We start from the raw sequence: 22192 nt of genomic DNA on the forward strand, positions 1-22192 counted from the left end.
TTCTCCGGGGGGCTCGAACAGGACGAAAGTACACCTGAATAACCAAGAGGCTTTCGTCGTTCGTTGCCCGTCCCAAGGGCTGTGGCAGGGGAATTAGCCCCAAACGCCTCGGGTCGACGACTCGCCGGCCCGAGGCAGGAATCTGGCGCAGCCATTGACGACCGTCCTCGCCCCCATCCCCTTGATTTTTTGTTGGCATTGGGTAATACTTCAAGGGTGGCATCCGGCATGGCGTCGGATGGCGATGTTCCCGTGGATCAAGGAGGAGAGAGATGCGGATTTTTCAATGGTTAAACGTGGTTTTGAGTGGCGTGCTGCTCTGCCTGTTGCTGGTGCCGGCACCGGCTTCGGCCGTTCCCTCTGAATGTGAGAACTGCCACGTCAAGATTTCCCCGGCCATGGTCAAGGATTTCAACCGGGGCAAGATGGCCAAAACCCTCACCTGCGACGTCTGCCACGGCAGCGCGCACACCAGTGCGGCGGATGCGGACAAGGCCCAGTTGCCGACCATCGCCACCTGTCGACGGTGCCATCCCGAGCAGGCGACCCAGTATCTGGACGGCAAGCATGCCTTGGGCCAGATCGCCCTTGATGCCATGCCCCGCACCCATCAGCAACCCAAAGCCTTCATGGCCGGGCAGAAAGGTTGCGGCGGCTGTCATACCCTGGGGTTGGCCGATGCCGAGGCGCGCAAGAGCGAGAATCGCCAGTATTACAAGTACGGTATGGATTGCCAGAACTGCCATACCCGTCACGCTTTCTCCAAGGCCGAGGCTGCCGAGCCCGAGGCTTGCCAGACCTGCCACATGGGCTTCGATCATCCCCAGTGGGAAATGTGGTCCGGCTCCAAGCATGGCGTCACTTATCTGATGAATCGCATCATCAACCCCGAGAACAAGGATCGCGCCCCCCGCTGTCAGACCTGCCACATGGCGGAAGGCAACCATCGGGTCATGACTCCCTGGGGCTTCTTGGCGGTGCGCTTGCCGGAAGAGGATGCCGAGTGGATGGGCTATCGGACCATCATCCTCAAAGGGCTGGGGGTGCTTGATCCGGCGGGGAATCCCACCGCGCGTCTGGATGTGGTCAAGGCCGGCAAGGTGGCGCGGCTGAGCAAGGAGGAGTTCGACGCCGAGCGGGCCAAGTACGTGGCGGTCTGCGAGCAATGCCATTCCCCCAATTTTGTGGCCGAGAACTTCAAGAATGCCGACCAGATGGTGAAGGAAGCGGACAAGGTTTTTTCGGAGGCGATCGCGATCGTCGCGGGTCTGTATGAAGAGGGGATCATCAAGCAGAAGGAAGGGCAGCCTTACGCCTATCCCGACCTGCTGACCTTCTACGATGTGGATACGAAGATCGAGGAGACCCTGTACGAGATGTTCATGGATCACCGCATGAAGGCCTTCCAGGCCGGTTTCCACATGAACCCGGATTACGCCACTTGGTATGGCTTCGCCAAGATGCAGAAGGATCTGGTGGAGATTCGTGAAATGGCGGCGGATATGCGCAAGAAAGCGGGTAAATAGCCGCTGACAGGTTCCTCAAATGAAAAAACAACGCCCCCAGGTCTTGTGATCTGGGGGCGTTGTTTTTTCAGGATTTCCGAGGGATTCAGCCGGCGAGTTGTTCCTTGCGCTGGTTCATGACCTTGTAGGCACAGAACTCGCCGCACATGGTGCAGGCACCGTGTCCTTCGTCGACCCCTGACTTGGCGCGGATGCGCCGGGCCTTTTCCGGATCAAGGGACTGGGCGAACTGCCCTTCCCAGTCGAGGGCCTTGCGGTATTTAGCCATGGCGATGTCTTTGTCGATGGCGCCCTTGACGCCTTTGACGATATCCCCGGCATGGGCGGCAATGCGGCTGGCAATGACTCCTTCGTGGACGTCGGCCGCGCTCGGCAGGGCGAGATGTTCGCTGGCCGTGACATAGCAGAGGAAGTCGGCGCCGGCGGCTGCCGCCAGGGCGCCGCCGATGGCGGAGGTGATGTGGTCGTAACCGGGGGCGATGTCGGTGACCAAGGGGCCGAGAACGTAGAAGGGGGCGCCGTGGCAGAGCTGTTTCTGCAGCAGCATGTTGGCCTCGATCTGGTTCAGCGGCACATGGCCGGGGCCTTCGATCATCACCTGGATGCCGGCGTCCCAGGCGCGCTGGGTCAGGGCGCCGAGGGTAATCAGTTCCTGGATTTGCGCCCGGTCGGTGGCGTCGACCAGGCAGCCGGGGCGGAAGCCGTCCCCCAGGGAGAGGGTGGCGTCATAAGGTTTGACCAGTTCGAGCAGGCGGTCGTAGTACTCGTACAGGGGATTTTCGGCGTTATTGTAGGTCATCCACTCGATGGTGAAGGAGCCCCCGCGGGAGACGACTTCCATGATCCGCCCTTCGCGGTCCATCTGCTCGACGGCGGCGCGGTTCACGCCGCAGTGGACGGTGATGAAGTCGACGCCGTCATCCAGATGCTTCTTGATGCCGGCGAAGATCTCGTCGACGGTCATCTTGACCATCGCCTTGCCTTTGCGGGTGACGGTGTCGACGGCGGCCTGATAGAGGGGGACCGAGCCGATGCAGGCTTGGGTTTCGCGGATAATGGCGGCGCGGATCTCGTCAATGGGCCCGCCGGTGGAGAGGTCCATGATGGCGTCGGCGCCGGCGGCCACGGCCACCCGGGCCTTTTCCAACTCCTTGTCGATGCTCTTGTCGTCCTTGCTGGTGCCGATGTTGGCGTTGACCTTGGTGCGCAGGCCTTTGCCGACGGCTAAGGGGATGCCGTTTTTGTGGAGGTTGTTGTGGCAGATGATGGCGGTGCCTTCGGCGATGCGCTCACGCAGCAGTTCGGGGTCGATTCCTTCGCGGGCCGCCGCCTCTTTCATTTTGTCGGTAATGATGCCCTTGCGGGCGAATTCGAGTTGGGTCATGGTTTCCTCGATTTTTGGATGGGATGAATCCGTAATGAAATCCTTGGATGGTGAGGGCGTCCAGGGTTCCTCAGCTGATGGCCTTCGCCCCCTGCCAGTGGTTGAGCGGGCCGTGCCCGGAACCGAGATTCGGCGCTGTGGCAATGGCTTCGCTGACGAAGCGCTTGGCCTGTTCGACGGCGGTTTTCAAGGGCAGACCGCCGGCGAGCAGAGCGGCGATGGCGGCGGATAAGGTGCAGCCGGTGCCGTGGGTGTTGCGGGTGTCGATGCGCTCGGCGGGCAGGCGATGCAGCCCCTTGGCAGTCAGGAGCAGATCGACGGCGTCGCCGGGCAGGTGCCCGCCCTTGATCAGGACGTTGCGCGCCCCCATCTCCCGCAGTTTGCGCGCCGCGCGTTCCATGTCCCCTTCGTTCTCCACCGGCATGTCGGTGAGGGCTGCGGCTTCCAACAGGTTGGGGGTCAGCAGGTAGGTTTCGGGGAGTAGTTCGATCTTGAGGATTTCCACCGCCTCCGCTTGCAGCAGCGCGGCGCCCCCCTTGGCGATCATCACCGGATCGACCACCGCCGGGAGCGAGTGGCGGCGGATCGCCTGGGCTACCAGGGCCACGACCTCCGCGCTGTGGAGCATGCCGGTCTTGAGGGTGTCGGCACCGATATCGGTGAGGACCGCGCGGATCTGTTCGCCGACGAACTCGGCCGGAACCGGATGAATGCCGCTGACCCCCTGGGTGTTTTGCGCGGTCAGGGCGGTGATGGCGCTACCGGCATAGCCGCCGAGCAAGGTGATGGTCTTGATGTCGGCCTGGATGCCGGCACCGCCGCCGGAGTCGGAACCGGCCACGGTCAGCACCCGCCCGCGCGGATAGGGCTTGCGGCGGTTGAAGAGCATGGAGATTTCGCGGGCGGCGATTTCCGGAGAGTCATCCTCCATGACCGCCGAGATGACCGCCACCGCGTTGGCTCCGGCGTTCAGAACGACGTCGGCGCCGTTGACGTCGATTCCGCCGATAGCGACCACCGGGATGCTCACCGCCCGGCGGACCTTGGTCAGAGTTTCGAGACCGACGACCACGGCGTCGTTTTTGCTGCCGGTGGGGAAGATGCTGCCGATGGCGACGTAATCGGCCCCCTGCATTTCCGCCTTGATCGCCTCTTCGGCGGTACGGGTGGAGATGCCGATGACGCGGCCGTGACCGAGGAGCTTGCGGGCCTCGGCGATGGTACCGTCTTCCTGGCCAAGATGAACGCCATCGGCGTCGCAGGCCTTCGCCAGTTCGGCATCGTCGTTGACCAGAAAGAGGGCACCGTGCTTACGGCACAGCTCCCGCAATTCGGCGGCGTCCGCCACCTGTTCCATGGCCGGGCGGGTTTTGTCCCGATACTGAACGATGCGCGCGCCCCCCTTGAGGGCCGCCTTGACCCGGGCCTTGAGCCGGCCGTCCCGGTTATGGTCGGTGAGCAGATAGAGCCCTTCGATGGTCTTCATGGCCGTTTTTTCCTTCTCGGTTGATGGCGTCGCCAAAACTCACCAACTGACTGTGTTACTGCAACCGGCCCGCTGCTTCGACGTACGTCAGTACGCCTCATTACTCGCCGGTTGCGCGCTTTGCAGGTGGCGCTTTTATCTAGCCATCCCACTTTAAATGCTTGTTGTGAAAACTTTATGGTTGGGGCAAAGAAAAATCGCCGGGCCCGACAATGGGGCGCGGCGATTTGAACGTCGTCGGTTCTGATCGCCGCTTCCCTACGCCGGCATCACCCGGATCAGGTTCCAAGGGTCGTTTCGCGGGAGCGAAACTCTCAGTATAGAACTCCCCTAGCGGTATTTTGTATTGTCGATATGCGGCTTAGGCCGTTTGCCCACGGACATCGCCTGAGGCGACGCCGATGCATTTGATCTTCTCGATGGCGCCGGCGATTTACTTCTCGACTCTTGCCGAGAAAACATCCACCCATTCAATTCCGCCGGCGACGGGAAGTTGAGCCTATCGGATTACCCCCCGGCCTGTCAACCGCAAAAGCAGTCGGCTGTTTTCGGGCGGGGAGTTTGCCCTTTACACCGATCTCGGCCGCGTGCTAAAAATCACACTTTCATCCCTCCCCGAGGTTTCCGTCATGCATGGCCATCGCCCCACCCACGTCGAAATCGATCTTGCCGCCCTGCGGCATAATCTCCAGCAGGTCCGTCAACACCTCACTTCCGAAACGCGGATCCTCGCGGTGGTCAAGGCCGATGCCTACGGCCATGGCGCAGCCCGGTTGATGCCGACCCTGGAGCGGGCCGGGGTCGATCTCTTCGGGGTGGCGATCGCCGAAGAGGGGATGGATTTGCGCGCCGCCGGGGTGGCGCGGCCGATCCTGGTTCTGGGCGGCGTCTATCCTGGCCAGGAAGAGGAGTTTTTTCGCTACCGCCTGACCCCGACCCTCTTTGATCTCGACGCCGCCCGGCGCATGGATCGCGCCGCCGGCGAACGGGGCGAGGTTTGTTCCTACCATCTGAAGATCGATACCGGCATGGGCCGGGTTGGTTTTCGTCCCGAAGAACTGGCCGGGGTCTTGCCGTGCCTGGCGGAACTGAAACATCTGCATCTGGCGGGGGTGATTTCCCATCTGGCCATGGCCGACGAGCCCGAGCGCCCCTTCACCGACCACCAGATCGCCCTCTTCCGCGACTCTCTTGCCCAGGTGCGGGGCTCGGGGTTCGCGCCGGAGTTCGTCCATATCGGCAACAGCGCCGCCATCTTCACCAAGGATCTGCCCGAATGCAACCTGGCGCGGCCGGGCATCGTCCTCTACGGCGCCCTGCCCAGCAACGCCTTCGCCGGGCGGCTCGACCTGCGTCCGGTGATGAGTTTTCGCACCAGCGTCGCCCAGCTCAAGTGGGTGCCGGCGGGGACCGGGGTCTCCTATGCCCATCGTTTTGTCGCGGAACGGGAAACCCTACTTGCCGCCATCCCCGTCGGTTACGCCGACGGCTACAACCGGCGGCTCTCCAATCGCGGCGAGGTGCTGATTCGCGGGAAACGGGCGAAGGTGGCGGGGACCGTGTGCATGGACTGGACACTGGTCGACGTCACCGACATCCCCGATGTGGCCGTCGGCGACGAAGTGACCCTTCTCGGCCGGGACAACGGCAACCGGATCACCGCCGAGGAATGGGCCGAGCGTATCGGCAGCATCGCCTATGAAGTCTTCTGTCAGGTGAGCAAGCGGGTGCCGCGCGTCTATCTCGACGAATAGGGCCGGGGTGTGATGAACCCATCCGACAGCTATCTTGCCCTTGATCTGGGGACGACCACCCTCGCCGGGCGGCTGGTCGACGCTTCCGGCCGGACCCTGGCCGAATCCCGCCTGCTCAATCCCCAGCGGGAACTGGGCAGCGACGTCATTCGCCGTCTCGAAGCGGCGCGCGCTGGGGAGGGGGAGCGCCTGCAAGGGCTGCTGGTTACAGGCATCGACCGGCTGCTGGCCGAGCTGCTCAGTCTCTCCGGTCGCCCCCGCCAATCCTTGCGCGGCGCGGCCGCCGCCGCCAATCCGGCGATCAGTCATCTGCTGCGCCGCCTATCCGTCGATGCCATCCTCTTTCCCCCGCACCGCCCCCGGCATCCCGAAGGCGCGCTGCTCGACCCCGCCGAGCTGGGGCTCGACCTGCCGGTGCCCCTCTACCTCTTCCCTCTGGTCAGCGGCTATGTCGGGGGCGATCTGGTCGCCTTTCTTTTCGCTTGTCCCCCCCCGGAGACAACCAGCCTCTATATCGATGTCGGCACCAACGGCGAGATGGCCCTTTTTGCCGAGGGGCGCTGGTGGGTGACCTCGGTCCCCGCCGGGCCAGCCTTCGAGGGGGACGGCATCGCCTGCGGTATGGCGGCGACGCCGGGGGCGATTCGCGGTGTGCGGATCGAGGGGGATGTCCTGCGCCTTCTGACCGTCGCCGACCGGCCACCCTTGGGGCTCTGCGGCAGCGGCCTGGTCGCGGCGGTGGCTGCCGCCCTCGACGGTGGTCTCATGGACCGGCACGGCACGTTTCTCGATCCCGACGCCGTGGAAACGAACCTGGCCCGTTACCTGGTTGCAAACGGAGAAGGCCCGTCCCTGCGTCTCTATCGGGACGCGGCGCGGGAACTGCGGCTAACCCAAGACGACATTCGCGCCTTTCAGTTGGCCAAGGGGGCGGTGCGGGCCGGGGTCGACTGCCTTCTCGGTCGGGCCAAGGTCGCGGCGGGGGAGGTCGGAGCGGTCATCCTGACTGGTTCTTTCGGGCTTTCTCTGGCGCCTGCGGCATTGAAAAAAGTTGCCATGTTGCCGGAAAACATGGTAGATAGGGTGCGTTTCGTCCCGGCGGGGGCGCTTTCCGGCACGGTTCGCTATCTGCTCGAACCCGATGCCGCGACCCGGCTGGAATCCCTGGTCAAAAGCCTGACGCCCTATCCCCTTTCGGGAACCCCAGCCTTCGAAAAGGCTTTTCTGCACGCGCTCGACTTCTGAAAAAACCGCCGTCATGACGGTTTTTTCGTGTTTTTGGCGTAACCGTATACAACGTCCGCCGATGAATTTCCTCTTCCTGGCCGATCGACGGACCGACGTTTTCGCTCCCCGCTCTTCGCATGAAAGGATATTTCCATGGCTACCATCAAGCGCGCCCTCATCAGTCTGTCGGACAAGTCCGGCATCGTCGACTTCGCCAAGGAATTGGCCGCATACGGCGTCGAGATCCTTTCCACCGGCGGCACCGCCAAGCTGCTGCGTGATGCCGGCCTGACCGTCAAGGACGTCTCCGAGTTCACCGGTTTTCCGGAAATGCTCGACGGCCGGGTCAAGACCCTCCATCCCAAGGTCCACGGCGGCCTGCTCGGCATGCGCGACAACCCCGAGCACGTGGCGAAGATGAAGGAGTACGGCATCGAACACATCGATATGGTGGTGGTCAACCTCTATCCCTTCGAGGCGACGGTGGCCAAAGCCGACTGCACCTTAGAGGACGCCATCGAGAATATCGATATCGGCGGCCCGACCATGCTGCGCAGCGCCGCCAAAAATAACCGTGACGTTACCGTCATCGTTGACTGCGCCGATTACCCGGCCGTTCTCGCCGAGATGAAGGCCGGCGGCGGCGCGGTCTCCCGCGAAACCAATTTCCGGTTGGCGGTGAAGGTCTATCAGCACACCGCCGCCTACGACGGCATGATCTCCAACTGGTTGGGCAAGAAACTCGATGCCGAATCCGCCGAGTTTCCGCCGACCCTCACCCTGCAGTACAAGAAGGCGCAAGGGATGCGCTACGGCGAGAATCCCCATCAGAATGCGGCGTTCTACGTGGAGAAGAGCGTCAGTGAGGCGTCCATCGCCACCGCCCGCCAGTTGCAAGGCAAGGAACTTTCCTACAACAACATCGGCGATACCGATGCCGCCCTCGAATGCGTCAAGCAGTTCAGCGAGGGGCCGGCCTGCGTCATCGTCAAGCACGCCAACCCCTGCGGCGTCGCTCTCGGTGAAAATCTGCTCGATGCCTACAACCGCGCCTTTTCCACCGACCCGGAATCGGCCTTCGGCGGCATCATTGCCTTCAACCGTGAACTCGACGGCGCTACCGCCAAGGCGATCTGCGACAAACAGTTTGTCGAGGTCATTATCGCCCCGGCCGTCTCCACAGAGGCGAGCGCGATCGTCGCCGCCAAGAAGAACGTGCGCCTGCTCGAATGTGGTTTCTGGCCGGCCGAACCGGGCCGGCGTCTCGATTTCAAACGGGTCAACGGTGGCCTGCTGGTCCAGGACACCGACCTGTCCCTCTATAACGAGCTCAAGGTCGTGACCAAGCGTGCCCCCACCGAAACGGAGATGCGGGATCTGCTCTTCACCTGGCGGGTGGCCAAGTTCGTTAAGTCCAACGCCATCGTCTACGGCAGAGAGGGCATGACCATCGGTGTTGGCGCCGGCCAGATGAGCCGGGTGAACTCGGCCCGCATCGCCGCTATCAAGGCCGAACACGCGGGACTCGACGTCAAGGGTTCGGCTATGGCCTCCGATGCCTTTTTCCCCTTCCGTGACGGCCTTGACAACGCCGCCGCCGTCGGCGTCACCGCCGTCATCCAGCCGGGCGGCTCGATCCGCGACGAAGAAGTCATTGCCGCCGCCGAGGAGCACGGCATTGCCATGGTCTTTACCGCGATGCGCCATTTCCGCCACTAGGAAACGGCCCTTTTCCGCAATCCCGGTGTTGCCCGGCGGAAAACGCTTGTGCGGCGTACTGGTTTACGCCTCCGCATTTTTTCCTTGGGCGTCTTGATCTTGCGAAAAATTGCATGCTTCCGGGGGTTGGCGATTGGTGAAACAATGCCAGTCACCAATTACAAATCACCGATTTCGAGAGGTTTTTATGAAAATACTGGTCATCGGCGGGGGCGGGCGGGAGCATGCCCTGGTCTGGAAAATCGCTCAGTCGCCGTTGGTGAAGACCCTGTACTGCGCGCCGGGGAATCCCGGCATCGCGGCGCTGGCCGAGTGTGTGCACATTCAGGCCGAAGAGATTGATGCCCTGCTCGATTTCGCTCGTGCCGAGAAAATCGACCTGACCGTGGTCGGGCCGGAAGTACCGCTGACTCTGGGGATCGTCGACCGTTTTCAGGCGGCGGGGCTGGAGATCTTCGGCCCCAGCCGGGCGGCGGCGCGGCTGGAGGGAAGCAAGGGTTTTTCCAAGGATCTGATGGCCAAGTACGGCATCCCCACCGCCGCCTATCGCACCTTCAGCGACCGGGATCAGGCCCATGCCTACATCCGCACGCAGGGGGCGCCCATCGTCGTCAAGGCTGACGGACTCGCCGCCGGCAAGGGAGTGATCGTTGCTGTGACCGTCGAGCAGGCGCTGGCGGCGGTGGACGACATCCTCCTCGACAAGGTCTTCGGCGCTGCCGGCAGCCAGGTGGTCATCGAAGAGTTCATGGCTGGCGAGGAGGCTTCCTTCTTCGTCTTTACCGACGGCAAAAACATTCTGCCCCTGGCTTCGGCCCAGGACCACAAGCGCATCTTCGATAACGACGAGGGGCCGAACACCGGCGGTATGGGCGCCTATTCGCCGGCGCCGGTGGTGACCGAGGCCGTCGCCGCCGAGGTCATCGAGACCATTGTCAAGCCGACCATTGCTGGCATGGCCGCCGAGGGCTGTCCCTATCGCGGTATCCTCTACGTCGGGTTGATGATTGCCGACGGCAAGCCGAAGGTGGTGGAATATAACGCCCGTTTCGGCGATCCCGAGGCCCAGCCGCTACTCATGCGGATGAAGTCGGACATCGTGCCGGTGCTGCAGGCCTGTGCCCGGGGGGAACTGGGCGGCGCGTCCCTGGAATGGCACGAGAAAGCGGCGGTCTGCGTGGTCATGGCTTCGGGAGGGTATCCCGGCAGTTTCAAGAAGGGACTGGAGATTTCCGGACTGGAGGCGGCGGAAGCCGTCGAGAACCTGATGGTCTTCCATGCCGGAACCGCTTTTCAGGACGGTAAGATCGTCAACCACGGCGGCCGGGTGCTCGGCGTGACCGGCCTCGGAGGGACGGTGGCCGAGGCCATTGCCAAAGCCTACGAAGGAGTCCGGGCGATTCACTGGAAAGATGTCCAGTATCGTAAGGATATCGGGCAGAAAGCGCTGAACCGTTAACGAAAAATCAACCGGCATTGGGGGCCGGCGATGATCATCCGTTTTGATGAGAACGAGGAGTAAGCCATGAGTGACAAGCCGTTGGTCGGAATTCTGATGGGCAGCGATAATGATTACGAGGTGATGGCCGAGGCCGCCCATGCGCTCAAGAGTTTCGGCGTTCCCTTCGAAATGACCGTTTCCAGTGCCCACCGCACCCCCGAGCGCACCGCCAAGTATGTACGTTCGGCCAGGGAGCGGGGGCTCAAGGTGCTGATCGCCGGCGCCGGCGCCGCCGCCCACCTGGCGGGAGTGGTGGCGGCCGAATCGACCCTGCCGGTCATCGCCGTGCCCATCGACGCCACTTCCCTCGGGGGGCTCGACGCGCTTCTTTCCATGGTGCAGATGCCGGCGGGCATTCCTGTGGCGACCATGGCCATCGGCAAGGCTGGCGCCCGCAACGCCGGACTCTTCGCCGTGCAGATCCTCGCCACGGCCGACGAAGCCCTGGCCGGGCGTCTGGCTGACTACAAGGTGGAACTGGCCACTGGCGTCGAGAAGAAGGCCAAATCCTTGGCCGAGCGTCTGGTGCGCGACGGATTTTAATCGGCAGTCGCGAATCCGGCGGTTTTTGCCGAGGGTTTTTCTCGGTCTTTGTTGCCGGGAGTTTTCCTTGACAGCTCAAGAACCCTTATATTAGCTTTTCCGGAGTGGACTACTCCGCGCCGCACCGCCGTGGAGCAGTCCTTCCGTACTTTTGTTTGCCGGAGCCGGGTTGCCTGCGGCTCCTTTTGTTTGTTTTCCGGGGCCTGCGCGCGGTCGGCGACGGCTCCTGTCTCGGGAGTACACCATCTTGCCAGCGAAAAAAAATCCGATTGACGCCCTCTGGGATTTCTTCTGTTCCCTCAAGTTGACTATCGTCACCCTCATCCTGCTGGCGGCGACCTCCATCATCGGCACGGTTATCCAGCAGAATCGTTCTCCGGAGGAATATCTCCAGCGGTACACTGAGAGCACGTATCGCCTGCTTGATTCCCTGCAATTCTTCGACATGTACCATTCCTGGTGGTTTTTGGCGCTGCTCGGCATCTTTTCGCTCAATCTCATCGCTTGTTCGCTGAAGCGTTTTCCCCTGGTCTGGAAAGCGGTCACCCAACCCCGTTTGACCGCAGATGACGCCCTCTTTCAGACCTTCGCCAACACCGAGGAGCAACTGGTCAAGGGCAAGAGCATCGAGCAGGTGGGAGAGAAGGTCTCGGTCTACCTGCGGCAGCATTTCGCTGCGCCGGTTCTCACCGACCAGGACGGTACCCTGCATTTTTTTGCCCAGAAGATGCGTTATGCCCGCTTCGGCGTCTATGTCACCCATCTGTCGATTCTGATCATCTTTGTCGGAGCGATTATCGGCAATCTCTGGGGTTACAAGGCCTTCGTCAATATTGTCGAGGGGACGAGCGAAAGCCGGGTCTGGCCCCGGGGGAGCAATGCCCCCATCGATCTCGGCTTCACCGTGCGCTGCGACGAATTTTCCGTGAGTTTCTACGAAGGCTCCAATCGGCCCAAGGAATTCAAAAGTTTGCTGACGGTCATCGACGGTGGGCAGGTGATCGAGGAGAGACGACCGGTCATCGTCAACGATCCCCTGACCTACAAGGGCATCACCTTCTACCAGTCGAGCTACGGGCCGACCGGCGACGCTCAGATTCGCCTGCAGGCGACGGCCGTAGCGACGGGTGAGACCATTGATCTCGCCGTGCGCCAGGGGCAGCGCGTGGGCCTGCCCGGCGGCAGCACTCTGCGGGTGCTCAACGTCTCCCAGTCCTATCAGAACTTCGGCCCCGGCGCGCAACTGGAAGTCGTCGACGCCGAAGGCAAGCGTTCTACCTATCTCGTTCTCCAGAAGTTTCCAGGGTTCGACAGCCGGCGTGATGCCGCCTACCGTTTTGTGCTCGGGGATTTCAAGCAGCGTTACTACACCGGCTTGCAGGTAGCCAAGGATCCCGGGGTTTGGGTGGTCTGGCTCGGCTGTTTTCTGATGATTGTCGGCTCGATGGTTGCATTCTTCATGTCCCATCGGCGCATCTGGGTGCGGGTCGAAGCGGTCGGCGACCAAGTCGGCGTCAAGATCGGCGGCAGCGCCCATCGCAACCAGCCGGGCTTTGAACTCTTTTTTGACGAATTCAAGAAGAACCTCAAATCCGAACTCGTTTCCTGAACCCGGCCGGTTGCCGTTGGAGGAATAAAATGACCAGTTCCCTCTTTTTCAATATCACGACCATCGCCTATTTCGCCGCGATGGTGCTCTTCATCATCTACCTCGTCAGTCGCAGCCGAGCCGTCGCCCTGGCCGCGACCGGGGCGGTCTGGGCCGGTTTCGCCGCCAACACCCTGGCCATCGGCCTGCGCTGGCGCGAGGCCTACGCCCTGGGCTTTGAGCAGGCACCCCTCTCCAACCTCTACGAGTCAGTGGTCTTCTTCGCCTGGAGCATCGCTCTCTGCTATCTGCTCATGGATTTCAAGTACAAACAGCGCGCGGTCGGGGCCTTCGTCATCCCCTTCGCCTTCATCTTCATGATCTGGGCGCAGCTCGGCTTAAACGCCCAGATCCAGCCGCTGGTGCCGGCCCTGCAGAGCAACTGGCTGACCTACCACGTCATCACCTGCTTCCTCGGTTACGCCGGTTTCGCCGTCGCCTGCGGGGCATCGATCATGTATCTGCTGGTGATTGGGCGCGAAGAGCGCAAAGGGGACAAGCAGGGGCTGACGGGGATTTTCCCAAGCGCCAAGGTGTTGGACGACATCAACTACAAGGCGATCATGTTCGGCTTTCCCATGCTCTCTTTGGGCATCATCACCGGCGCCGCCTGGGCAAACTACGCCTGGGGCACCTACTGGAGCTGGGACCCGAAGGAAACCTGGAGTCTGATCATCTGGTTCATCTACGCGGCTTTCCTGCATGCCCGTTTCACCCGGGGCTGGGTCGGGCGCAAGGCGGCCTGGCTGTCGGTCATCGGCTTCGTCGCAACAATCTTCTGCTATCTCGGCGTCAACCTGCTGCTTGCGGGCCTGCACTCCTACGGGAGTTAGGGAAGGTGAGGAGTGAGGCGTGAGGGGGGTAAAAGTCTTTTTCTTGCCTCACTTCACGCCTCACGGTCTTAAATCAACGCCGGGACAGCACTCCCTCCAATGAACCTTCGCCAGGGAGTCTTTCACGCTCCCCTCGCAGTTTCGCCCCGCCCTATGCCGATGACGAGTCGGGTCTGCTCAGTGTCCCCTTAACCGAACGGGGTGAATTTGAACGTGATGAGCGGCCAGCAGGTTTCAGATAAGGTGACGACCATAGATGAAGTCCAACTCGCTCCCGATGAAACCCTCGATGATCTGCGCTGCGGCGGCTTGCGGATTATCCAGAGTCGGGACGGCTACCGCTTTTCCCTCGACCCGGTGCTGCTCTGTGCCTTCGCTCGGATCGGCGCCGGCGAGGCGGTGGTCGATCTCGGTACCGGATCGGGGGTGATTCCCCTGCTGCTGGCGCGGCGCACCGCCGCCGGTTCGATTGTCGGGGTGGAGATACAGTCGCAGGCCGCCGATCGGGCGCAGCGCGCCGCAGTTCTCAATGGTCTAGCCGAGCGGATCAGCATTATTCATCGGGATTTGCGGGATTTACGAGGTGTGCTCGCGCCCGAATCCTGCGATGTCGTCTTGAGCAATCCCCCCTTTCGACCGATCGGTACCGGCAAGGTGGCGCCTAGGGATGAACGGGCTGCTGCCCGGCACGAACTGGCGGGTGGCCTGGAGGATTTTCTGGTTGCCGCCTATTTTCTGCTCAAGCAGGGAGGGCGCTTCTATCTTATCCACCTCGCCGAGCGCTTGGCTGAGGTGCTGGCGGCGATGCGCCGGATGCGGCTGGAGCCGAAGCGGCTGCGCTGTGTCTATTCCCGCCCGGGGCAGGGGGCACGGTTGGTGCTGGTCGAAGGGCGCAAGGAGGGGCGCCCCAGCCTGACGGTGGAGGCACCCCTCTACATTTACGTTGGGGAAGGATATTCGGCGGAAGTGCTGGCGATGTACGGCGAGTGAAAAGATAACAGGGCAGGGGAACCCTTTTCGCCCAACAGAAAACGCAAAAAGGACCAGGCTGACAACCTGGTCCTTTTTGCGTATACGGGAAAGAAAGAACTTCTTAACGATAGACGATGACCGAATCCTCACCGATGTTGCCGGCGGCGTCGAAGGCCTGCACGCTCAGGGTATGCGCCCCGGCGCTCAGACGAGCGGTGTTCAGGATATGAGAAAGGGTCGAAGCATAAACGGTCTTGGTCAGTTTGCCGTCGACGGACAGGTCAATGCGGGTTACGGCGACGTTGTCGTTGGCGGCGGCGTTGACCGTGACTTTTTTGGCGACGGTGTCACCGGCGTAAGGGGAGAGGATTTCGACCGTCGGCGCTTCCACATCCTGGGTCGGATTGCTGACCAAAACCATGATTTCCGCCGAAGTCCCGACATTGCCGGCTTCGTCGTAAGCGATGGCGGAGAGGGTGCGCCAACCGTCGGCGAGGCTTGCGGTTTCCCACGAGAAGCTGTGGGGGGCGCTTTCGTCGGTAGCGAAGACTTTGCCGTCGATCAGCAGATCAACCCGATTGACCGCTAGGTTGTCGGTGGCATTGGCGGTTACCACAACGGCTCCGCTCACGCCGTCGCCGTCGCCGGGGGAGGTCAGGGCGACGGTCGGCGCTTCTTGGTCGGGGGTCGGTACGACGCTCTGGGCCAGTTGCAGGCTGTTGTAGACGTTGATGCGTCCGAATCCGAAGGAGGTATCGAAGCCGGCCGTTCCGAGATCGTCCGCGCCCTGCTTGAGGATTTCGACGACTTCGGCGTTGCTCAGCTCCGGGTTGGTCGACCAGATCAGTCCGGCCAGGCCGGCGACGATGGGGGAGGAGAAGGATGTACCATTCCAAGCGCCGTAGCCGCCGCCGCGATTGGTCGTGTAGATGATGCTACCGGGCGCGGCCAGGTCGATCCAGTTGCCGTAGTTGGAAAAGCTCGACAGGGCGTCGTATTTATCCGTGGACGAAATGGCCAGCACGTTTTCGCAGGCGGCGGGATAATAGGGGGTGCTCACGCTGTAGTTGGCCGCCGAGGAGACGATCACTGCCCCCTTGGACCAGGCGTAGTTGACGGCATTTTGCAGAGTAATCGAGGAACTGCTGCCGCCGATGCTGATATTGAGAACCCTGGCTCCCTGATCCACGGCGCGGATGATGGCCGAGGCGATGTTGGCGTAGGTGGCGTAGTTGCTGGTATCGAGAACGACCATGGGCATCAGGGGATTGTCCCAGGCGACGCCGGCGACACCCTGAGCGTTGTTGCCGATGGCGCCGGCGGAACCGGCGACAGCGGTACCGTGGCCGAAGAGGTCGTCGGTGACGGTCGTGCCGTTAAGAAAGTTGTAGCCGGGGAGCAGTTTGGCGGCGAGGTCGGGATGATCGGCGTCGATGCCCGAATCGATGATGGCGATGGGCACGCCGCTTGCGCCGGTGGAGAGATCCCAGCCTTGGGGAGCGGCGATTTTTGGCAGATGCCATTGGCTGGGGTAGGTGGTGTCGCTCGGCACCAGCAGTCCCTGGGCGATGAAGTTATCCTCGACGAAGGCAACATGAGGATTGCGGGCCAAGGCCGCTTTGACCTTGTCGTGATTGGCCTCGTTGATGCGGATGCGCTTGACCTTGATGCCCGGGATTTCCTGGGCCGTCGTAGCGCCCAGACGTTTGAATTCGCCGTCAACGGCATTAGCGGCAGCTCCCGCATGGATTTGCACTAGCAGTTCACCCGCGACCCGTTTGGAGTTCGGCTGGACGGCGAGAGCATCGATGGCGAAAACGAGGGTCAGAGTGAGAACGATGGCTCCGATCAAGGGCAGGAAGCCGAGAGCAGAGAGCCGCGGACGACTCAGGGTTGAGGTAGTCATGGAACGCCTCCGTACTAATGAAGTTAATTGGGGGGTGCTTTCGAAGTGAGGAGGCGGGAGTAAGTGGTCCGCCCCGTTTTGGCAACTCGGCTATCCGGAACCTTTCCGGACCCGTAGTTTTGCGTCCCCCGGTTGCCCGGGGTTTGCCTTTTCGAAAACAGGTCGTTTGGCCATCAATTAATGCAAACGCTGTGCCGAGCTTGAAAGCGACTGTTGAAATACCGCAAGATGGCTGAAATGACAAGAAAAATAAGTTTTTTGTCTGCGGCGCCGAGCGACGCCAATCGTCTGGAAGACGCTATGAGCGGTGAAAAGACTCCACGGGCCTGACCAAAAAAGTTTCCGGTTCGTGCCGGGACACTGCCAATAGACGTTCGGTTGCTAAGGAAGGTCGATTTGCATTTGCAATCGTGCAAAATTCTCCCGACTTTCTCCTCGCAGGATTGCAAAACTTTGTTTTGAAAAACGCTAAGTAGCTTTTTCCCCTGATAAAAAGCTTTAATAACCGCGGCCCATCGGGGGTCGATACGGTTTTGATCCGATTGGGAACCTCGGCTTCAGGTTAGCCACTTTTGCATTTGTGCAAAACAACCCGTCCCCGCCGAAACCATTTTAATCCGTTGTTATTATGTTTAACATCTCGAAAGTACTGGTAAAAAATTAATTTAAAAAAAATATAAAACATTGGTATGGGCGTTGCTCTTATGGATAACCAAAGAAAAGACGGTCGCCGCATTCAGGACCCCAGGCAAGCGAGGCCTCAGAACATGGCGGGAAACGGGCATTGTCCCTATTTCAGAAAAAACGAAGATTGTTGCGATGTCGGGTGCGGTTACATTTCGCCCCACGACGTAAAGATGATAGTCGATTTCTGTAGTTCCCGTTATTGGGCATGTACCCGTTATCAGCAGTTGGTTACACGGAATGTTTCGGAGTTGGAAAACGAACGAATCGGAATTCATACCGGCAACGCCGTGAAAGAACGCCGGGATGCGGGGGAAATCATGATGGATAAACCAGTGAACGGTCGACCCGAGGTACCGTCTTTTAAAGTGAAATGGCCGCTCTCTTTTCAAGTGAGATACCAGTCTCTTTACCATAGTGAAACACCCATTCAAACCAAGGAGGAAAATGTCATGAGTAGCCAAGTAGTTAAGAACAGAGGTTGGACCGTCGTAATCGCCGGCACCGGCGTCAATCTGGCGTTAGGTATCCTCTATGCCTACAGTATGCTCAAAGGTGACATCGCCAAACTGTTCGACGGCGCGGGCGATCCCTATGCTTATGCCTGCCTGGTTTTTGCCGTGGCCATGATTATTGGCGGCAAGATGCAGGATAAGGTTGGTCCCCGTCTCACCGCCATGCTCGGTGGTTTGCTGGTCGGCGCCGGTTTCATCATCTGTTCCCAGACCTCCAGCTACTGGGGCTGGATTCTCGGCTTCGGCGTTTTCGCCGGCGCGGGCTTCGGCTTCGGCTACTCGGCGGCCACTCCTCCGGCCCTCAAGTGGTTTTCTCCGGCTAAAACCGGTCTGATCGCCGGGATCGTCGTCGCCGGCTTTGGCATCGCCCCGGTTTACCTGGCACCGACCTGCCAGTATCTGCTCGGCGCCTATGGTCTGCATAAAACAATGTTCATCCTCGGCGCCGCCTTTATAACCATCGTCTGCGGCATGGCCACCATGGTGGTCAATCCTCCGGCCGGTTATATTCCCGCCGGCGCGCCTGCCGCCGGTAGCGCCGCCGCCAAGAAGAATTCCGCGGCTGACAGAACCCCGATGGAAATGCTCAAGGAAGGTCGTTTTTATACCTGCTGGCTGACCTACTTCATCGGCGCCGGCGCCGGGCTGATGGTTATCGGCAGCATGGCCGGCCTGGCCAAGAAGAGTATGGGTGAATACGCTTTCATCGCTGTCGCCGTCATGGCCATCGGCAACGCTTCCGGTCGCGTTATCGCCGGGGTTCTCTCCGACAAAATCGGTCGCGCCGCCACTCTGACCATCATGATGCTCTTCCAGGCGGTTCTGATGTTTGCCGCCATCCCGGTCGTCACTGGCGACTCTTCCAGCGGCCTCATCGTCACCCTGCTGGCTACCTTCATCGGCTTCAACTACGGCACCAACCTGTCCCTCTTCCCGTCCTTCGCCAAGGATTACTGGGGCACTAAAAACTACGGCATGAACTACGGTATTCTCTTCTCCGCCTGGGGCGTTGGCGCCTTCGTCCTAGTGAAACTCTCGGCAGCCCTCAATGCCAAGTTCGGCGGCGTCACCGTCTCTTTCGCCTCCGCCGGCGTGATGCTTCTGGTCGGTGCCATGATGGCCCTGACGCTCAAGCCCAAGAAGGTCAAAGTTGGCGCCGAAGTACCGGTGGGCATCGAAGAAGAAGACTTGGTGGCTCAGAAGGTCAGGTAAGCTTCTTCCGCGATACGCATGAAACGAAAAGCTCCGGCGGTTGCCGGGGCTTTTTCGTTGGTGCGCCCGGCAGGGCGCCTGGTGCGTAAGCACCATCCATTCAACTGTGGTGGTTGAGTGGTGACTTGGAGGTGAAAGTCCTCTGCGGATCCTGATTACGGGAACCGCTAGCCGAACGGCAAGGGTGTCCACCGCGAGGTGGAATCTGAAAGAAGCCGCAGGCAAAATCCCGGCCCGACGAACAGGAATCACATACGAGGCAGTTCCATTCGGTCGAGAAGGCCACGATCTTCAAAGCCCAATAGTCATCCGGCAGGATGGGGCTGTATATGTGGCGGGTATATGGGAGGAAGGTCGCGTGCATTACCCGGGGAGATCTGGCGGTCTGCCATTGTGCTAGAAGCGTCGAGAGGCGTTTCGATGGGCCGCCAGAAGTCAGCAGAGTATCCGTCAACCCAGCCCATCTTGCGAAGCAGTTTGCGATGCGGCAATCTTCTGGCGGGAGGCCAGCCAACGATCCGGCAGCAGTTCATCGATCCGTTTGGCCGGGTGACTCATGATCCGCCGGAGGACATCTTCCAGGTACTCCTGAGGGTTGATACCCAGATTCCGGCAGGTCTGAATCAGCGACAGGATCGTCGCGGCGGCGTGACCGCCGTCCTCGCTACCGACGAAGAGCCAGTTTTTGCGGCCGATCGTCAGAGGGCGAATCGCCCGTTCGGCCACGTTGTTATCCAGCCGCGCATCGGGGTGGTTCAGGAAGTTCTCGAAATGGGGCGCCAGGTCCAGGGTGTAACCTAGCGCCATTCGGGACAGCAGCGACATTTTCGTAATTCCCTTCGATATCAGGTAGTTACGAAAATTCGCTGCCCTCCCTCGCGGCCGCTTGTTAAGCTGAAAATGTGATAAGTCGTCGATTTTTATTGTTTTTCTTGAAAGTTGTCGATCTGCGACACGAGCTGCAAAACCCTAACCGGACCCTACTGACAAAAAGGATGAGGTGAACTTTGACACTCACCTCATCCTTTTTATCTAGCTTGAATCCGGCAGTTTTTATTTTGCCAATTGAGCGGCTGCATTCTCTGCAGCCAGCATAACATGATACGAAAGAGGTGAAGACGTTAGTAACGGGTGAGTGGCATACTGCATAGTTGCCATATCCTCAGCAGTCAACTTCGACTGAATGGCCACTGCAATAACATTCGCCATATCGGCTGCCGCTTCACTACCACAAATATGACCACCTACGATTACGCCGTTGTCTTTGCGGAACAGGAGTTTGGCCTTCATCGTGGGGATGCAGCCCGGCAGAGCACCCGGATGTCTGTTGGGTGCTACCGCCTCGCCAATAACCACCTCGATTTTTTCATCAGCAGCGGCCTTGGTCGTCAAACCGGCGGCTCCGATACTGCGCTCACCAACCTTGGTTGCAAATGCTCCCAGAGCGCCCATTGTTTTGCGCGATTTTTCATTGTAAAGATTACTGGCCGCGATCATCCCTTCGGTGCAGGCAACAGATGCCAGGCGGATACCACTAGGTTTGCCGGTAAAAAACGAAAATTTGGCAGCGCAATCACCGGCAGCATAAACATCGGGGTCTTGAGTTTGCAAATACTCATCGACATCAAAGCCACCACGTGGATTAGCAGACAACCCGACAGACTCGGCGAGATCAATATTAGGAACAGCACCAATGCCGATAATGACCAGATCCGCAGACAACTTCGTTCCGTTTGTCATTGTGACACTAGAAACTTTACCGGTACCGTCATCGTCAATGGATTTTACTTGATTTTCAACCATGACGTTGATGCCCATTTTTTTCAATTCGTTCTCAGCGACAATACCAAATTCCTCTTCACAGGCTAACATCAGGCAATGAGGAAGCATTTCAATCAGGCTGACGTTGATTGTGGCTCCGCTTTGTTCCGCCGTACAGAAATAATCTTGGCAGACAGCACCAGACATTTTAGCGATCTGTTCCGCCATCTCCACGCCGATAAAGCCGCCGCCGATTACTACGACGTTTTTGACCTTCTGCAAAGCCACATAAAGCTCGTCTAGATACTCAGGATCTTTTTTAACGGTAAAGACATTTTTCAGATTTATTCCCGGCATGGGCGGAACAAAGGGTTTAGATCCTGTCCCCAAAATCAGTTTTTCATAGCCAATACTGCTGCCGTCATTCAAAGTAACCGTTTTCCCAGCCCGATCTACCTTTTCAACATGCTTGCTTAGAATTTCGATACCCGCATTGAGAAAACCCTCATCCGGGATAATGTCTTTCGCCACATCTTTCAGAATTCCGTAGATATAAGGGATACCACAGGGTACAGGGGTTTTTTTCACATTGCGGACTACGGTGACCTTTTTTTCGGGATAACGCTTTTTCAAGGTGTTCGCAGCCATCAAACCCGCAGCGGAACCGCCGATAATTAACACATCCGTTTTGTCCATACACATTCTCCTTTTCGCCGTTTATTGCAATCTCGTCTTTCGCACCGAACAGAACGGCGCAAAATTCTGATTTTATAACGATCTTTCACAATATGCAGGTTAGAAACGGTATCGGCCCCCTTAAGAGGACAGGTATCTGGGGCACAAACTCCCCAAGGTCCATGCGACCGGCGCTCTGTTTTCGTCGCCGAAGCTTTTGGTCAGCTGCTGCAGGGGACTCAGCAGCAAGGTAATAGATTCCAGAAAACCGGTTTGTCGCACCTCATCACATACGATATGGACCAATGTTCCCAGCACGTTCAGGTCTTTTCCCGAAAACCGGGATAATTCCAGCATGATGTAGAGAGCAAACACAATGGTAGGATGGGCAATCAGCGCATCATAGCTGCGACTTTGAAATTAAGCACCTAGTGGAACTGAGGAGCCTTGCACATGAACGTGTCTTATTTCAGGGAACTGGAGCTTATATCGTTACTGAACCAGTTTCGCAATTTCCGGCATTCAACGTAAACCGTCGTATACGGAACCGTAGGTACTGTAGTGTGTGAGGACAGTGGGGGGCGACCCCGACTCCTACCCGATTGTCGGATGGAGATCCCCCTCAGAACTCCTGGGGCATGGCCTTGACCTGGGCGGCGGTGAAGACCGGGCCGTCCTTGCAGACGTAGACGTTGCCGACGTTGCAGCGGCCGCACTTTCCGAGGCCGCATTTCATGCGGTTTTCCAGGGTGGTGTAGATGGCGTCGTCGGCGAAGCCGAGGCGCTCCAGCACCGGCAGGGTGAACTTGATCATGATCGGCGGGCCGCAAACCAGGGCGATGGTGT

15 protein-coding genes, 1 pseudogene and 2 riboswitches are annotated in these 22192 nt (G+C 59.8%); of the genes and pseudogenes, 10 read left to right on the top strand and 6 right to left on the bottom strand.

The window, feature by feature from the left end; all coding sequences use genetic code 11:
* Positions 1 to 272: 272 nt before the first annotated feature.
* Positions 273 to 1526: a multiheme c-type cytochrome gene (locus RBR25_RS09350; RefSeq protein WP_432819287.1), complete on the top strand. Its 1254-nt coding sequence runs from the start codon at positions 273 to 275 to the stop codon at positions 1524 to 1526.
* Between the two features lie 85 nt (positions 1527 to 1611).
* Here the strand turns inward: RBR25_RS09350 and thiC are convergent, their stop codons facing one another.
* Positions 1612 to 2910 (bottom strand): phosphomethylpyrimidine synthase ThiC, encoded by a 1299-nt coding sequence (gene thiC / locus RBR25_RS09355; RefSeq protein ID WP_432819288.1) that lies wholly within the window; start codon positions 2908 to 2910, stop codon positions 1612 to 1614.
* Between the two features lie 70 nt (positions 2911 to 2980).
* On the bottom strand, positions 2981 to 4396 hold the full coding sequence (thiD, locus tag RBR25_RS09360) for a bifunctional hydroxymethylpyrimidine kinase/phosphomethylpyrimidine kinase (RefSeq protein ID WP_432819289.1): 1416 nt from the start codon (positions 4394 to 4396) through the stop codon (positions 2981 to 2983).
* 238 nt (positions 4397 to 4634) lie between these two features.
* A riboswitch (TPP riboswitch) is annotated at positions 4635 to 4738 on the bottom strand.
* Positions 4739 to 5025: 287 nt separating this feature from the next.
* Between thiD and alr the strand changes: the two genes are divergently transcribed.
* From alr to RBR25_RS09400, 8 genes are all read left to right on the top strand, one after another.
* Complete coding sequence (gene alr, locus RBR25_RS09365; RefSeq protein WP_432819300.1) at positions 5026 to 6150, top strand: alanine racemase; 1125 nt, start codon at positions 5026 to 5028, stop codon at positions 6148 to 6150.
* 12 nt (positions 6151 to 6162) lie between these two features.
* The gene (locus RBR25_RS09370; protein WP_432819290.1) at positions 6163 to 7395 is read left to right on the top strand and encodes an ASKHA domain-containing protein; all 1233 of its coding nucleotides are present in this window, start codon (positions 6163 to 6165) and stop codon (positions 7393 to 7395) included.
* A 135-nt stretch (positions 7396 to 7530) separates the two neighbouring features.
* Positions 7531 to 9096, top strand: coding sequence for a bifunctional phosphoribosylaminoimidazolecarboxamide formyltransferase/IMP cyclohydrolase (gene purH / locus RBR25_RS09375; RefSeq protein WP_432819291.1), 1566 nt, complete (start codon positions 7531 to 7533; stop codon positions 9094 to 9096).
* Positions 9097 to 9283: 187 nt separating this feature from the next.
* On the top strand, positions 9284 to 10555 hold the full coding sequence (gene purD / locus RBR25_RS09380; RefSeq protein WP_432819292.1) for a phosphoribosylamine--glycine ligase: 1272 nt from the start codon (positions 9284 to 9286) through the stop codon (positions 10553 to 10555).
* 66 nt (positions 10556 to 10621) lie between these two features.
* Positions 10622 to 11140: a 5-(carboxyamino)imidazole ribonucleotide mutase gene (gene purE / locus RBR25_RS09385; protein WP_432819293.1), complete on the top strand. Its 519-nt coding sequence runs from the start codon at positions 10622 to 10624 to the stop codon at positions 11138 to 11140.
* Between the two features lie 247 nt (positions 11141 to 11387).
* A complete protein-coding gene (gene resB / locus RBR25_RS09390) occupies positions 11388 to 12749 on the top strand; it encodes a cytochrome c biogenesis protein ResB (protein WP_432819294.1) in 1362 nt (453 codons plus the stop codon).
* A gap of 29 nt (positions 12750 to 12778) precedes the next feature.
* Entirely contained in the window at positions 12779 to 13621 is an 843-nt protein-coding gene (gene ccsB, locus RBR25_RS09395) for a c-type cytochrome biogenesis protein CcsB (protein WP_432817639.1), read from the top strand.
* A gap of 216 nt (positions 13622 to 13837) precedes the next feature.
* Positions 13838 to 14611, top strand: a complete 774-nt coding sequence (locus RBR25_RS09400; protein ID WP_432819301.1) for a tRNA1(Val) (adenine(37)-N6)-methyltransferase — start codon at positions 13838 to 13840, stop codon at positions 14609 to 14611.
* A gap of 103 nt (positions 14612 to 14714) precedes the next feature.
* On the opposite strand, the gene RBR25_RS09405 is transcribed toward RBR25_RS09400, so the two are convergent.
* Positions 14715 to 16499, bottom strand: a complete 1785-nt coding sequence (locus RBR25_RS09405) for a S8 family serine peptidase (protein WP_432819295.1) — start codon at positions 16497 to 16499, stop codon at positions 14715 to 14717.
* 77 nt (positions 16500 to 16576) lie between these two features.
* Positions 16577 to 16657: riboswitch (cyclic di-GMP riboswitch) on the bottom strand.
* A gap of 978 nt (positions 16658 to 17635) precedes the next feature.
* On the opposite strand from RBR25_RS09405, the gene RBR25_RS09410 reads away from it, so the two are divergent.
* Positions 17636 to 18910, top strand: a complete 1275-nt coding sequence (locus RBR25_RS09410; RefSeq protein WP_432819296.1) for an L-lactate MFS transporter — start codon at positions 17636 to 17638, stop codon at positions 18908 to 18910.
* A gap of 450 nt (positions 18911 to 19360) precedes the next feature.
* On the opposite strand, the gene RBR25_RS09415 is transcribed toward RBR25_RS09410, so the two are convergent.
* The 3 genes and pseudogenes from RBR25_RS09415 to RBR25_RS09425 all read right to left on the bottom strand — a co-directional run.
* The gene (locus RBR25_RS09415; RefSeq protein WP_432819297.1) at positions 19361 to 19735 is read right to left on the bottom strand and encodes a transposase domain-containing protein; all 375 of its coding nucleotides are present in this window, start codon (positions 19733 to 19735) and stop codon (positions 19361 to 19363) included.
* Positions 19736 to 19963: 228 nt separating this feature from the next.
* Positions 19964 to 21367 carry an FAD-dependent oxidoreductase gene (locus tag RBR25_RS09420; protein WP_432819298.1) on the bottom strand — a complete coding sequence of 468 codons (1404 nt, stop codon included), beginning with the start codon at positions 21365 to 21367 and terminating at the stop codon, positions 19964 to 19966.
* A gap of 601 nt (positions 21368 to 21968) precedes the next feature.
* Positions 21969 to 22192, bottom strand: a pseudogene (locus tag RBR25_RS09425) (heterodisulfide reductase subunit F); the annotation flags it as partial.

It is taken from the genome of Trichloromonas sp., from assembly GCF_034006665.1.
Classification (GTDB): Bacteria; Desulfobacterota; Desulfuromonadia; order Desulfuromonadales; family Trichloromonadaceae; genus Trichloromonas.